We start from the raw sequence: 16,185 nt of genomic DNA on the forward strand, positions 1-16,185 counted from the left end.
TCAAACCAGACGCCTTATTCGACGAGCCGCGTCGCCCACGTCGATTTCGGCGCGGTCGATCTGCGTGAGCACCGCTTCGAGTTGCGCGAGATCGAGCGCCGCTGCTGTCGCGGTCGCGGTCGCGGTCGCTGTCGTTGACGCCGACGCATACGCAGCGGCGGGCGATGCGGACGCGGCCTCGGGCCAGTATTCGTCCTTCGCGAACGGATACCCCGGCAGCCCGATGCGCCGCGGCCGTACACCGCTGCGATAGAGCCACCGCCAATCGATGTCGGTGCCCTGCACCCACTGCTCGGCCAGCTGCTCGTACTGCTCTGGCGCAAACGCCTGCGGCTCGGCCCCGAGCGCCGCGCCTGCGTGCCGCGCGCAACCGCGAAACACGCCCTGCGCCAGACGTTCATCGTTTGCATAGGCGGCAAGCTGCGCGGCCAATGCATCGGCACCCGCCGCGACGCAGCCGAGTCGTTCCTCCATCGCTTCACGGCCCACCTGCAACGTGTATGCGAGCGCGATCAAATCGGCCTCGCCGCGATGCGCCCGCAAGTAGGCGAGCAAATCAGCTGCCCTGCGCCGCAACTGCCCGGCGGTGCGCGCCGACAGCGGCACGATGACCGGGCCACTGTCTGGGCACACGCTCGGCGGATGGGCGCCCCGATGCTCCGCTACGATCACATGCGCGTTTGCACCGCCCGCGCCGAACGATGAGATGCCGGCAATCCGCGGACGCACCGCACCGTCGACAATTGGCGGCGTCCACTCGCACAGCGTCTGGTTGACACGAAAAGGCGTCTCGTCGAAGCGGATGTGCGGATTGACGGCTTCGGCGTGCAGCGACGGCGCAATCTGCCCATGCCGAAACTGCAATAACACCTTGGTCAGGGCCGCGATGCCAGCCGCCGCTTCGAGGTGCCCGATATTCGATTTCACCGAGCCAATCGCGCAAAAGCCGGTGTCCTCCGTGTCGTGCGAAAAGGCCTGCTTAAGACCTGCGATTTCGATCGGATCGCCGAGCTCGGTGCCGGTACCGTGCGCCTCGATGTAGCTGACGTCGCGCGCATCGATGCCGGCCTTGTCGAGCGCCGCGCGCACCAGTTCCGCTTGCGCGACCGGGTTCGGCACGGTATAGCCGTTCGTCCTGCCGCCATGGTTCAGCTGAGTGGCGAGAATCACGCCGTGGATCGGATCACCGTGTTCGAGCGCGCTGGCCAGCGGCCTGAGCAGCACGACGCCCACGCCCTCGCCTGGCACGAAGCCGTTGGCGCCAACACCGAAGCTCTTGCAGCGGCCGTCGGGCGCGAGCATGTGCTGCGACGACATGTCGACATAGCCGCTCGGATGCAGATGCAAATTGACGCCGCCTGCGAGCGCAAGATCGCACTCGCCGTGGTGGATGTGCTCGCACGCTTCATGGATCGCGGTGAGGGACGACGAGCACATCGTATCGACAGGCAGGCTCGGGCCGGTCACGTCGAGGAAGTACGACAGCCGATTCGCGACCGAAGCGAACGACATGCGCGGGCGGAACTTTGCGGCGTCGCCAGCGGGCGGGCGGTGCAGTTGATAGCCAGCGCGGGTAATGCCGGCGAATATGCCGACACGCCGCGCGCAGGCGTCGCGCAACGCGGCGCGTGTGTAGCCGGCGTCTTCGAGTGCGTGCCATGCGGCCTGAAGGAAAAGCCGCTCCTGCGGATCCATGTTCAGCGCCTCGCGTGGCGGGATGCCGAAGAACAAGCAATCGAACTCGGCAAACGAATCGACGAAGCCGCCCCACTTGCAGTAGCTAAGACCCTCGTCGACGGCACGCTGTTCGTCCGCTTCGTAAAAACCGTCGAGCGGCCAGCGCCGCGCCGGAACCTCGCGGATCGAATCGCGGCCCGCTTGGAGGTTGTGCCAGAACGCGTCGAGATCGGGCGCGTCTGGATAGACACCACTGATGCCGATGATCGCGATCGGTTCGCGCAGCGCGCCGCGGCGTACGGCGGACGTTGCCGACAATGACGCACGCGCGGTCACCGGCACGATGCGTGGCACAGAAGCCGACGCGCTCGCCGCACGCTCGCGCTCGGCCGATATGGCCGGCGACGGCTGCTGCGACGCGGCGCCGGCAATGCGCACCAACGTGCCGCGCTGCGTCCTCAGCAAATGCCCGGCCAACGCGTCGATCGTGCGGCACTCGAATAACAGCGTGCTGTCGATATCGACAAAATACTGCCGCAACTGCTGATTGACGAGACTCACGACAATCGAATCGAAGCCGTATCGCTCGAGCGGCTCGAACGGGTCGACTTGATCGGCGTCGAGCTTCATGGCTCGAGCAAATAGCTGCGCGCACAAGCGCACTGCCACGTCGCGCAGCCGCGTGTCGTCGATTTCATCGGGGGAGGCCATCGGCTGTTCGCGGCGATCTACGGGTGGCGAGGCCTCGACCGTTGTCGCAACAGGCGAACGCGCCGAAGCTGCGCGCTGCCGCACAATGCCGTCGCTGATCGCAACGACGATTTGCTGGCCGGCAGCATGGGTATCCGGGTGCAACATCAACACCGGCGAGAAACCCTCCGCGTCGAGCACGCGACGCCATACGTCGGGCTCGAGCCCTGGCGACCCGGGGATGCGCAGCGCTTCGTCCTCGTTGCGCCACCAGCCTTCGAGCAAGCCGAACGTCACGTGGGCACAGACCGAATGGCAACTGATCTCGTTCATCAGCAGCATCCCGCCGCGACACAGCAACGCCTTGGCATTACGCAGCGCATGACGAACGTCGCGTGTGGCGTGCAGCACGTTGGCCGCGATCACGAAATCGTAGCCGCCCACGTCGATGCGCTGCGCAGCGAGCGGCTGCTCGACGTCGAACAGCTGCGTGCGCAAGAACGGCGCCCGCGGTGCGTAAGCTTGTTCGGCGTGGAACAAAAACGCCTTCGAGATATCGGTGTAGCAATACTCGTCGATATGGGCGCGATACGCGTCGAGTCTCGCGAGGATGCCAGCCGTCGTAGCCCCCGTGCCCGCGCCGATTTCGATCAGGCGCAGCCGCGCGCCCGGGTTCGCCTCGATGCGCGCGCGTAGCGCGGCAACCAACGCCTGCTGCAAGGCGGCGTTGAATGCGAGCGAATGCGCATCGGTCTTGTAGACCTGCTCGACCTGTTCGAGCGAAGCATCCGGGAAGATCACATCGGTAGCCTTGCACGCGCCGCGCAGGATATCGGGCAATGCGCGCACGCAGCGATCGACGAGCCGCACAAGCGCGCATTGCCCGCTGTCTCGCAGCCACTCCGGCAGCGCGGCGTCCCAGGCGCGCCACGCGGCGTCGAGATCGGTCATATCGTCAGGCGTGCCTGCATCGGCGTGCATGGCGATGATTCGGCGGCTCTCGGCCAGCCAGCGCGCGAACGCTGGCGCCGGCCGGTCCGTCGTCGCCACCAGAGCGCCGAGCAAGCGCGCGAGCAGCGGCTCCATCGGCTGACCGGCTCGGCCGCGCAGCGCATCGAACGCGGCCGGCACCGGCAAGCGCGCGAGCGCCGCCAGCGGCGGCGGCCGGCCGGCGGCCGCACTGCGCGAGGCCTGCACGCTCAACCACTCGCTACCGTCGGCAAGGCGCCCCGCCGCACCGGGTGCGAGCCGCGAAATCGACAGTTGCCGCAACGGGCTTGCGAGCAACGCATCCAGCGCGCGCATGCCCTCCTCCGGCTCGATCGGCCGGTAACCGCTGACATCGAAGAACCGCTTCATCGCGTCCGAAATCGCATCGCCCGCACCGACGTTCCAGTAGCCCCAATTCACGACTTTGGCGGCCCCACGCCATACGCGGTCAAGCTGCAGCGCAAACGCGTCCTTGAACGCGCAGCCGGCCGAATACGCAGCCATTCCGGCACCGCGCACGAACGACGCGTTCGACGAGAAGAACAACGCGAAATCGAGCATCTCGGGCGCAAACACCTGAGCGAGCCGCACGCTCACGTCGAGCTTCGCGGCAAGCACCGCACGAAAGTCCGCTTCGCAGACCGTTTTCAGGCTTTGGTCAAACGCGCCCACCGCCGCGTGGACGATGCCGTGAATCGCGCCGTGGCAACGCTTGATCTGCTGATATGCATGCTCGAGCGCCGCGCGCTCGGAGGCATCCGCCTGCAGATACTCGGGCCGCCGGCCCAGCACCGACGCCCGGTCGAGTTGCGCGCTCACGGCTGCGTCGAGCGGCCGGCGGCCAATCCACACCACATGCGCATGACATGTCGCCAGCACGTGCCGGGTCCAGACGCCGCCTAGGCCGCCGGCGCCGCCGATCACGACATAGACGCCACGCGTCCGGTACGGCGACAGCGCTCGCACGTCGGCTACCGGCGCACAAACGCCGACGAGCCGCTGGCCGAACCATTCGCCATCGCGCCAGGCGTAGCAGGCGCCGTTCGCTGCCGCGGGCGGTGTGCCGAGCACGGCGAGCGCTGCGTCCGGCACCGCGGGCAGATCGCAAAGCCGCAACGCCCAGTGAGGATAGGTCTGCGCAAGGCTGCCGCACAGCCCGTGCAAGCCTGCGTGGGTCGGATCGGCAACCTCCCCGCGGCGAACCGCGATTGAGCCGAACGTAATCCAATCCCATGCCAACGGACGATTCTCGAAGCCGGCTTCGACAAGCGCCTGCGCGATGCGCAGCGCGAACATCACGCCGCGCGACTGAGCCGCGATGATTGCCTCGCCCGTCAGGTCAAACCTGAGCCCATCCTGCCCCTCGTCCGCGCTCACGACCCAGACGAGCCGATCGAATGTCGTGCGCGCCAAAAGCTCGGCAACCGGGGCTTGCATGTCAACATCTGCGAAAACCGCCTGTGGCAGGCACCGCGACAAGGCTGCCGCATGCTGGGCGCTCGCGCCGAGTACCAGCACGCGTGCGCCGGCATCGGAGTTGACGTCGCGGCTCGCCGCGGGCGCGGCCGGCAGCTCATCCCAAACCGGCGCCGCGAGTGCGAGGGCGGTGTCTGGCGTCGCAGCGGTTTCGGCAGGCGCGATCTCGGCCTCCGCGGCCGTCGCCGGCGTCAACGTCAGGCCGCGCAGTGCCACGACGACAACGCCTTGCGCGTCGAGCAGGTCGATATCGAGCGCGAGCGCGGCACCTGTTTGGCGACGCACCCAGGCGTAGCGGATGGGTGCGCGCTCGGCTACGGGGAGCGTCAGTATCCCGAGTTGGTCCGGCAGCATGAGCCCTAACGCCGCGCCGTCGTCCAGCGCAGCGAGCCAGCCTGCCTGCCACGCGGCGTCGACGATGCCCGGCTGCAGTATGCAACCGCGTGCGGCGTCTTGCTCGTCCATGCGCGTGTCGAACGACGCAAAGCATTCGCCCTCGCCGAAAGAGAGCGTATCAAGCACGCGCAGCGCGGGGCCGACTGCAAGCCCGGCGCGCGCGAGACGCGCATAGATGCCGTCCGCTCCGCCAGCGGAAAGTGGCTCACGCGGGCATCGCGCGCGCAGTGTCGCGGGCGTGAACTGTTGCGGTGTTTGATCATCGTCGCGAAGCCACGCCGCGCCGTGCGCCAGTGGTGGCGCAGCGGCTCCGCCGCCGTCCGTATCGAGCAGATCGAAGCGGATACCGCCGTCATCGCGTGCCGCAAGATCAAGCGTGATTTCGAGACTGCCGCCCGCCGGCACCGTGCAGCGCGCAGCCTGCATCCAACGCACGTCGCGCAGCGTCAGGGCATGATGCGGGCCAAGGTCCGCCGTCGCGTTGGCAACCGCACAGCGCACCATTTCGAGCAACGCCCCCGGCGCGAGTACGACAGCATCGGCCAAGCGCAGATCGCAGCAAAACTCGTCGCCGTGGAAACACGACTGATAGCGCTGGCGGCTCAACACCGAGACGTTGCGATGCACGAGCGGATGCAACACCCCACGTTGCACGGGCGCGCGCGGCAGCCAGTAACGCTCGGTAGCGAACGGGTAATTCGGCAGCGCGACGGAGCGCGGCTTCGCGTCGCCATACAGCAGGTTCCAGTCGAAATCGAAACCCTTCACCCACAGATCCAACAGCCTGTCGAGCCGCCCCTGTTCCAACCATTTGCCGATCAGCGTCTGGCCAACCTCGGCATCGTCGCTCAACAATCTGATGCTGTCGCGATGCGCCCGCAGTTGCCCCGCGTAGATGCGGTGAAGGCCGTGCACGCCGTCAGGCAGTGCTCCGTGCGCATCGGCGGCGGCCAAATAGGCATCGAGCCGTTCAGCGAGTTCGTCCGTCGACGCTGCGAGAAACGCTACGCGCTCCTCCATCGCATCGCGGCCCACTTGCAGCGTGTAGGCGATCTCGGCCAGACCCGGTGTTTCGTGCTGGGGATACGCATTGCGCTCGTCCTGGCCGGCGCGCACAAAGGCCAGCAAGTCGCGCGCTTTATGTCGCAATTGCGCGCCGCTACGCGCCGACAGCGGGATCGCCATCCGCCCCGCGCGATCAAGCACGACATCGGGCCGGTGCGTGCGTGCGCGAGCGCCGTCGCGCTCGATATATTCGCCAAGCACGATGTGTGCGTTCGTTCCGCTAAACCCGAACGCGCTGATCGCCGCGCGCCGCTCGCGGCCCGCATCGACGCCCCATGGCCGGAGCCGATCGTTCACGTAAAACGGGCTGCCATCGAGCCGGATGTGCTCGTTGCACACGCGATAGTGAAGCGTCGGCGGCAATTGGCGGTGTCGCAACGCCTGCACCAACTTGATGATGCCCGCCGCACCCGCCGCCGTCAGGCAGTGGCCAATATTGCTCTTGACCGAGCCCAGCGCACAGTATCCGGCACGCTGCGTGAACGGCTCGAACGCGGTCTTCAAACCCGCGACCTCGATCGGATCACCGAGCTTCGTGCCAGTGCCGTGCGCTTCGATCAACTCGATGCCGTCCGGATCGATGCCAAAGCGCCGATACACCGACTGCAGCAATTGGCTCTGCGCCTGCTCGTTCGGTGCGGTAATGCCGTTGGTTTTGCCGTCCTGATTCACGCCCCAGCCGTGCAGTACCGCCAGGATGCGATCTGCGTCGCGCTCGGCATCGGCTAGGCGCTTGAGCATCAGCACGCCGACTGCCTCGCCAGGTACGAAGCCGTTTGCGCGACTGTCGAAACTGTAGCAGCGGCCGTCGGGCGACAACATGCCGGCCTGCGAGGTCATCACATGCATCGACGGGCCCGCCATGACATAGACGCCGCCTGCGAGCGCCACGTCGCAGTGGCCTGCGTTGAGGCTGTCGCATGCGTGAGCGAGCGCAACGAGCGACGACGAGCACGCGGTATCGATGGCCAGACTCGGTCCGTGCAGATCGAGGAAATACGCAATACGAGCGGCCAAGATCGACGTCGCCGCGCCGGTGAAGCCTTGCGCACTCAGACGTGCTTCGTCAGCGCCCTGATGGTAGTCACTCGTTGCGCATCCGACGAACACACCGCACGCGCTACCGGATAACCGCTGCGCGGCGTAGCCCGCGTTTTCGATGCAATGCCACACGCATTGCATGAACAAGCGCTGCTGCGGCTCCATGCACTCGGCTTCGGCCGGCGAAAGATTGAAGAAAAGCGGATCGAAGCAGTCGTACCCATCGAGCGCGCCGAGCCAGCGGCTATAGGTCTTGCCAGGCGTCGGCGCACCCGGTTGGAAATAGTCGCGCACGCGCCAGCGCGCGTTTGGTACCTCTTCGATGCAATCGAGGCCCGCCGCGACGTTGCGCCAGAATGTCTCGACATCGGGGGCCTTCGGGAACTGGCCTGCCATTCCGATTACCGCGACCGGCTCGAGCAAGCCAGTGCGGCCCGGCTCGCGCGCGGCGGCACGGCGCCATGAGCTCAATGCCGTACGGGCGTGGGGCGGCGGCGCAAAGGCGGTTTTGGACGCGGCGGCAGGTGGCGTACTCGGCACCATGCTCGGCGTAGCGCGCGGCGCGGTACGCAACGCGCCCGCAGCGAGTGCGGCCTGCATGACGGCTTCGGCGATCTCGGCAAGCGTCGGATGACTGTAGATGCGGGTTGCCTCGATATTGATGCTGTAGTGCTCGTTGATCCTGCGCACCCAAGTCACACCGCTCACCGAGTCGAGCCCGAGACTGACGAACGACGTGCGCTCGCCGATTTCCCCGGGTTCCAAATGAAGCTCCCGCGCGAGCAACATGCGCAACGTGGTAACGACGTCGGCAGCGGTTGTCTCGGTTGTGTTGCCGTTGCTTGCCGTTGCATCGGCGGCCGGCGCCGGCGCATTGGCCGCCGCGGAGGACTTTTGCGCAGGCCCGCTGCCGGGTGCGAAGCGTTCGTCGATCCGCGCGAGAACTTCCGGATTGCGTACGAAGGTAGCCTCGTGCATCTCCAATTCGCGCGCGTAAGCGCCATCGCGCGCGTGCCGCAACGCATGCGTGAACAGACGCTTGAGCTGCACCAGCCGCACGCGCGGCTGCCGCGCGATCCGATGCGCGAGTTCGAATGCGAACGCGAGCACGTCGCGACTCGGCAATATCGGCAACGCGACGCCGCGTGCGCGCAGCGCCGCACCGGATAGCCCCACCCCGGCAAGCAATGTCTCGCGCGCGAGATCCAGCCCTATGCGATCGGGAAACACCAACGTCGAACCAGCACCGGGCGTGAAGCCGTAGTCGATGTACGGGCTGACGTACTGGCTTTCTTCGCTCAGTATCGCCAAGTCGCCAAACATGCCGAACGACCAGCCCGCGCCGATCGCGTGCCCTTGCATGGCAGTGATCACCGGTACGGGGCAATCCATCGGCAACTGAAACACGCGCTCGTCGGTAAAGCGTGCGTCGCCCGCGTGAAGCGCAATGAGTGTGTCGCGCGTGCCGCCAGTGGCGAAATAGCTGTCGAAGCCGGTCAACACGACTGCTTTGCATGCCGGATGCGCGCCAGCATAGGCGAACGCCTCGTGCAGTCCATCGACAAGCGCCGTCGTGAACAGATTCTTCGCGTCGCGCTCGTGCATCGTGACGAGGATTACGCCATCCGCGTGCTCGCTCGCCGAGACTACGGTCGAGCGAAGCGGCACCTGCACTTGCACGGCGGCATCGGTGAGCGCGGCAAGATCCGCATCGGCCGACTGGGTCGTCGAGCGCGCAGCAGCACGTGCTGCATCCAGCAGCGCGCGCAGACGAGCGGCCTGCCCTGCCTTCCATGCGCGCACGCGCGCCGCGGGCCACTGGCGCCAGCAATCGGCAAGCATCAACGCACACGGGAGGACTTCTCCAGATGCGGCCACTGGCAGGGCGTGATTGCGCGCATGCAGTTCGCCACCCGACCAGCGCTCGGCCGCAAAGCTCAGCTGCCGGCTCAATTCGGCGCCGATGCGCATTACGCCGAGGGCGGCGGCGTCCTGCGCGAGTAGCGGCCACGCGTCGAGTCCTGCTACCCCGTAGCACGCATCCGCGCGATAGACAGTCGTGTCGCACGCCAGTGACAGCACCCAGGCGATGCCCTCAGCGCCGGCCTCGAACGCCGCCACCAGCGGCAGCGGGCAACTGAGCAATGTGTCCAGCAGTGCGCGGACCGAGGCTTCATCAGACGCACGGGCAGCCGTGTTCAAGCGGTCCACGTCCACACTCGTCAACACAATCGAGCGACAGTCCGGCAACCCGCGAGCATGCTCGAACGCAGTCTTCAGTTCGACGTTCAGCGTGGCGATATCGTATGCAAGCGAGCCTGCGCCCAGTTCGACTACCCATGCGCCGTGCGCAAGCGCGCTTGCATCGATGGCATCGTTTGTGAGGACGACGGGAGCTGCCGCTTCGGCTATCGGCCCCGCAATCGGCATCGCAATCGCATCAAAGCTTGCCGCAGCGGGCGCCAACGCAGCCACAGCAGCCGTCACGTTGCGCCGAAGATGTCCGGCGAGGAGCCGCGCGGCGAGCGGCGCCTTGCGTGCGAGCAGGCGCGCAAGCTGCATCGCGTCTTGCGGTGCCTCGCCGGACGGCGCGACCCGGCAGGTCCAGCCCCGTTCGCGCAGTTGCCGGCCGCGGAGCGTGCCGGCCCGGTACAGGCAATCGTCCGCCAGCACGTCGCCCAGCCGTGCGCGAAACAGCTGGTCCTCGGCGAGTTCCGGTATCAGGCCGGACGCGGCATCCGTATAGCCATAGCTGGATTCGTCGCCGAGCACCATGAAATCGCCGACCAGGCTCAGCAGCCAGCCCGCCCCGGCTGCGCCGAACGGCGCGAGCACGACAACCGGGCAGGCAAACGCGCAGAGCGCGGCCAGCACACGTTGTTCGACAAGCGCGTCGCAGACGGCTCGTGCGCCGTACCACCCCTGCCCCGACGCATCGGCGAGCAGCAGCGTGCGCAGCGATGCCTCGCGTTGCACGAAATCGAGCGCACGCGCCAACGACCCGACACTGGTGGAGAGCGCGGCCGTTCGGATATCGATGCGAAAGACGCCGCCACCGAGATCGAATAGCGCGACCGCCGTCGGCTCCGGGTTAGCTGACGCAGGATCGGCCGGCGTCAAAGCAATCTTGGCAGGCGTTATCGTTGTCGGTTCGGCCACTGTCACTGCGGCAGCCGCAGCCGGCGCCAGCACGACATCGACGGGTTTGCCACGGAACACCGGCTTGGCAGGCACGTGCGACGGTTCGAACCTCAGCTCGCGCGGCGCAGCCGTACTTCCGGTTTCGGCCACCGTAACGGACGCCTCATCGCCGAGCGATACGCGATCGTCATCAGGCACCGCCGCGGCGGCCTGCCGTTCGGCTATCTGCAAGCACAACCCGCGCAACTGCAGGCAAACGTTGCCGTGAATGTCGGATACATCGACATCGAAGCGCGAGTCCATGTCCGTGCGTAGCCGGATCATCGCAGCGCTCGCGCGGTCGCGGTCGCGGTCGCCCTCGCCCTCGCCCTCGCCCTCGCGCGCGATGTAGACGCTGTCGAGCGCCACGGGCGCAACCGGCGCGCCGATCGACATCACGAGCAACGCGTTCAACTGCTTCATCAGATCCGGGTGTAGCCCCCAGCGCGCGGCCTCCTCACCGGGCCGCGGCCGCGGGCGCGCGGCGAGCTCGGCGAGCAGCCAATGCCCATCGCCGTCGCGGTAGCAGGCACGCGTGACCCCCTCCGGCAGGGCACCCGCGTATGGCGAGCGGTGATCCACACGCAGATGCGCGGAATCAATCGCCACCGGTATGCGTGCCGCGCGTGCATGCGCCTGCGCATGAACGTGCTCGCGGCCCGCGTCGTCGACACTGTAGATTTCGATATCGATCCTGTCGCCCTCGCGTGCGAACAGCACCGTATGCAACGTGCGCTCTTGCGCTGCGATGACCGCCTCACCCCATCGCAAGTCAATGATGTCCCAGCCGGGGCCATCAGCATGCGCCGCCGATGCAAGCGCGAAGCGCATCTGCTCCAGCACCAACAGTGCGGGCATCTCGGCACCGGCATCGGCATCGATGAACGCTTCGCCACCGGTAAAGCGCGACGTGTACCGCTGCGCGTGCAGATCCGACGTGTTCGTGTGCACCAGCGGGTGCAGCGTGGCCGGCGTCTGCGCAGCCCGCACGGGGGCGATCCAGTGCCGCTCGCGCGCGAACGGATAAGTCGGCAGGCTGATCAACCCCGGCCGGCTGTCGGGCGCGTACAGACGCCCCCAATCCACGGCCGCCCCGGCGGCCCAGCTTCGAGCGAGCGCCGGCAACGCGCGCGCGGCGAGCTCACGCTCGACGTCGGCAACGCGCGCGCTGTCTGCGGGCCCGTCGTACTGGTGCGGTTGTCCGCGATAGCTTTGCCCAGGCAGCTCGCCGCCCGCAGCGAACGCGTGCAGTTGGGCCCGTAGCCCGCCAAGCGTATCGCTCACGAAAGCGATGCGTTCGTCCATCGCTTCGCGGCCGACCTGCAGCGTGTATGCGAACGCAACGGGGTCCACATCCGCATGACCTTCGAGAAAGACAAGCAGATCGCGAGCGCGTTGGAGCAACTGCTCGGCGGTGCGCGCCGACAGCGGCACGATGATCGGTTCATGGGACAGTTGATCGGACACCCCGCGGGCCACCGGAAGTGGCCGCATCGGTGCGTCATATTCCTCGATGATCAGGTGCGCATTCGACCCACCCGCGCCGAACGACGACACCCCTGCCATACGCGGCACGCGCCGCCCATCGTCGACGAGCTGCGTCCATTCGGTCAGTGTCTGATTGACGACGAACGGCGTCGCGTCGAAATCGATATGCGGATTGAGCCGGCGCGAATGCAGCGACGGAACGATCACGCGATGCTTCATCTGCAGCAGCACCTTCGTCACACCCGCGATCCCGGCCGCAGACTCGCAATGGCCGATGTTCGATTTCGCTGACCCGATCCGGCAAACGCCGATGCGCCGTGCCGCCGCATTCTCAAACGCCTTCGCAAGGGCCGCAATCTCGATTGGGTCGCCAAGCCTGGTGCCCGTGCCATGCGCCTCGACGTAGCTGACGTGACGCGGATCGACGCCCGCTTGCGCCATCGCCGTACGGATCACGTCCGCCTGCGCGCGCGGGTTCGGCACCGTATAGCCGTTGGTCTTGCCGCCGTGGTTCAACGCGCTGCCGCGAATCACGCCATAGATGTGATTGCCGTCGCGCTCAGCGTCGGCCAAGCGCTTCAATACCGCCACGCCGACCCCTTCGCCGGGAATGTAGCCGTCGCCGCCCTCTCCGAAGCTTTGGCAATGGCCGTCGCCGGAAAGAAACTGGCCCGCGCTCAGCGCCGTGTACTTGTTCGGGTGGATGCTGACATTCACGCCGCCCGCGATCGCGAGGCTCGTGCGGCCGCTGCGCAGATCCTGGCTCGCCAGATGCAGCGCGGTGAGCGACGACGAGCACATCGAATCGAGCGTCAGACTCGGACCGTGCAGATTCAAAAAATACGATACCCGGTTCGCGATACCGGCGAGGCTGCCCGACAGGTTGTACTCGCCGTACATGACGCCCGCATAGACACCCACCTGGCCCGGAAGATCGAAAGCGTGCGGAATCTGCAGGCTCGCGCGCGTGTAGCCGGCGTCTTCGATCGCCATCCATGCGTGCTGAAGGAAGAGGCGCTCCTGTGGGTCGATGGCAGCTGCGTCGCGCGGCGCGATGTTGAAAAAGCGCGGATCGAATTCATCAACGCCGTCGATGAAACCGCCCCAACGGCTGTGATGTGCGCCGTCGCGCGGGCGTGGCGCCTGGTAGTACTCGCGCCAGTCCCAGCGCTCGCGCGGAATCTCGACGATACAATCCCGCCCTTCGGTTAGATTGCGCCAGTAGGCGTTCAGATCCGGCGCCTGCGGATAACGGCCGCTCAGACCGACGATCGCAATCGGCTCTATCGCCTCTATCGCTTCAATCGGTTCATCGTATGGACGGGGCTCGCCGCGCAGCGGCTTGGCCGGCATGCGCCGCCGCGCCCGGCGTGCGTTCGGTGTGGCGAGCGGCGCCGCCGGCTCGGCAGACGGCGTGCCATCGTGCTGCGAAGCAGTGGGAGCAGCCGCGGCTGCAAAATGTTCGGCGAGCGTCGCCGCGTGCGCCTGCACGAAGTAGCCGGTTAGCTCGTCGAGCGTTTGATATTCGAAAAAGAGCGTCTTCGCAAGCGTGCCGAACGTCGCTTCAAGCCGGCTCGTCAAACTCATTGCGACGATCGAATCGATCCCGTACTGTTCGAGCGGCGCGCGTGGATCGATGCGTTCAGCGGGAAGTTTCAGCACCGGCGCGAGTTCGTCGCGCAAAAAGACGCGGGTCAGCACGTGCAGATCGTGCAGATCATCGCGCGAGGCAGCGGTTGTGATCTGCGGGACTGTGCCGGGGCGTGCGTCAAGCACCGGCAGCAATGCGCGTTCGAGCGCAGCGCGCTCGCCGTGCATCACCATCCACTGTGCCCGATCGCCCACCATCACGCGGCGGCTCGCCCGCATCCCGGTTTCGGTCGGCAGCGAGCGCAAGCCGGTGCGCCGGTGCAACGCTTCCATGCTGGCGGCGTCGATCTGCATCCCGCCATCGAGCCAGTGCGGCCATGCAATCGCGAGCGTTTGTCCGCGCCGCTCGCCCGCCGCAACAAGCCGGCTCCGGTAGCCGGCAAACTGCTCGACGAAGCCATTCGCGGCCGCATAATCCGCCTGTCCGACGTTACCCGCCCAGGCGGCAACCGACGAAAACAGCAACATGAAATCGAGGTCCAGCGTCTGCGTGGCCCGATCGAGATTGACAGTGCCGGCGACCTTCGGTGCGAGCACCTCAGCGAACGCGTCCGCTTGCTTCCTAACGATGAAGTCGTCGCGCAGCAGCCCGGCGCTGTGCACGACACCGTTCAGTTGACCGTGCTCACGCAGCACCGTCCTCACGAGCGCATCGACCTGCGCGAAATCCGTGACGTCGAGCGCGCAACATTCAACGTGACCCAGCGCACGCAAGGCTGCAAGCGAGGCTTCGTCGGGCGTGCGACGGCTGGCAAGGATCACGCGCGCGCCTGCGTCATCGGCAAGCATCTGTTGCGCGAACAGGCGCCCGAGGCCGCCAGCGCCGCCTACGATCAGATAAACGCCGCGCTCTTTTAACGGTATGGGCACGTCGGTGCGGTGCGGCTGTTCGGCAAGGCCTAAGCCGGCGTCCGCTGATGCAGCCGGCACTGCGTCAATCACCTGCCAGCGCCGCACGAAGCGCCCGCCGTCTGCGTAACGCACCACCGTGTCGCGCGACGTATGCCACTCGTCGCGGATGCGCTGCGCGATGTCGGCGGGCTGCGCTAGGCTGCCGACGAACAGGATTTGCCCAAGCAGCAATGGGTTTTCAACCCGCGCCGTTTCCATCAGGCCGGCGAGCCCGGCGCACCAATGCGCCTCGTCGTCGCCGGCTACGACCAATTGCACGAGCATCGGCATGCGCGGCTTCGCGGCAAGCAACCGCTGCACCGTTCCGAAAAGTGCCAGCGCAAGCTGTCGGTACGCAGTGCCGACATCGTCGCCCGCCGTTGACCGCAGCACGGCGCACGTGTGCGCCGCGGGGTGCGCCAATATATGCGCCGCCACGGCCTCGGCGTCGCAGGCCCGGAATCCGCATAGCAACACGTGCCGCGTTTCGCCCGCGGTCGACGCATCGCGAACGATCCCCTCCGGCTCCCATTCAGCCGACGCGAGCAGCGTATCGGCTCGCGCCGCACCCCGCAGCGCGCTGATCCGCTGCAACGCCGCTTCTTTCGAAATACGTCCGTCGGCCAGCGCCCGATAGATTTCCTCCAGCTCTTGTTTCATAGCTTTAGCCTGGTCAGTTCTGCTGCTTCGCTCGAGGAAAGGTCGTGGTTGAGCACACGCTCGAGAATCTGCTGGAGTTCGAGGTCAGCGTCTTCTTGTGCCGTGGTGCCGTCCATCGGACGCGAAGCAAAGCCGCGCAGCCGCGCACAGAGCACACCGTCGCGATCGCACAGATCGATGTCGACCCTGCGCCGCGCCGCGCCGCGATCCACGTGCTCATCCGCGCGCTCATTCGTATAGCGCACCCATGCGCGCATCTGCGCCGTACAGGGCGACATCACGTCGAGCGCCTCCAATGCGAACGGCAACGCAGGTCGGCCGTCGACGGCTGTGACGAGCCCGATCGTGCCCTGCAGCGCGCTGTCCAGCACGAGCGGGTGCAGCACACAAGCGCACAGTTCGTCGTTCGCCGCCATCGGCACGCTCAGCTCGACGAGCGCTTCGCCGTCGCCTTGATGAAGCGCGACCACGCCCCGGTATGCAGGACCGTATTCGAGACCCAGCGCCGCAAAGCGCGGATACAGCTCGGCCGGGTCGAGCCGTCCCGCGTTCATGCGCTGGCCGAGCCGTGCGAGATCGAGCGGCTGCGCACTCGGCAAGCTGTGCACACGGCATCGTCCACGGCAATGCAGCGTCATGCCGCTGTCGGGCGCGACGCTTGCGAATTCGAAGTCGATCCAACCGTCGTCGCCGCCCGCTTCGTATAACGAGACCGTGATGCAGCCTTCGCCTATCGCAACGAACGGCCTCGTCCATACGACGTCACGCAGTTGCGCGCACCGGCCTTCGAGCCCGCCGGGCAGCGCGTCGGCCAGCGCCGCGCGCACCATCTCGAGATAGGCCGCGGCGGGCAGCACCGGCTGACCGTTCACGCGATGCTCGGCCAGTAGGCGCTCGCGGCCGGTAAAGCGGCTGGTGTAGCGCTGCCCGTCGAGATTGGACGTGTTCCGATGCAGCAGCGGGTGCAGCGCCGAATCGGCT

Annotated in this window: 2 protein-coding genes (1 of these 2 only partly in view); both read right to left on the bottom strand. The window is 66.8% G+C overall.

Going from position 1 to position 16,185, the window contains the following annotated elements; all coding sequences use genetic code 11:
• Positions 1-15,204, bottom strand: a complete 15,204-nt coding sequence (locus tag ACSQ20_RS11550) for an SDR family NAD(P)-dependent oxidoreductase (protein WP_436020013.1) — start codon at positions 15,202-15,204, stop codon at positions 1-3.
• On the bottom strand, positions 15,201-16,185 hold the 3' portion of the coding sequence (locus tag ACSQ20_RS11555) for an SDR family NAD(P)-dependent oxidoreductase (protein ID WP_436020015.1). It continues 15,929 nt past the right edge of the window; 985 of the gene's 16,914 nt are visible here — the last part of the coding sequence; its start codon lies beyond the right edge, outside the window; the stop codon is at positions 15,201-15,203. The genes ACSQ20_RS11550 and ACSQ20_RS11555 overlap by 4 nt, the downstream gene beginning before the upstream one ends.

The sequence above is a fragment of the Trinickia sp. LjRoot230 genome, from assembly GCF_964253315.1.
Taxonomy (GTDB): domain Bacteria; phylum Pseudomonadota; class Gammaproteobacteria; order Burkholderiales; family Burkholderiaceae; genus Trinickia.

Excerpts from the sequence above, each read along its gene's own strand:
- ACSQ20_RS11550 (WP_436020013.1), bottom strand. The coding sequence starts at position 15,204 with ATGAAACAAGAGCTGGAGGAAATCTATCGGGCGCTGGCCGACGGACGT.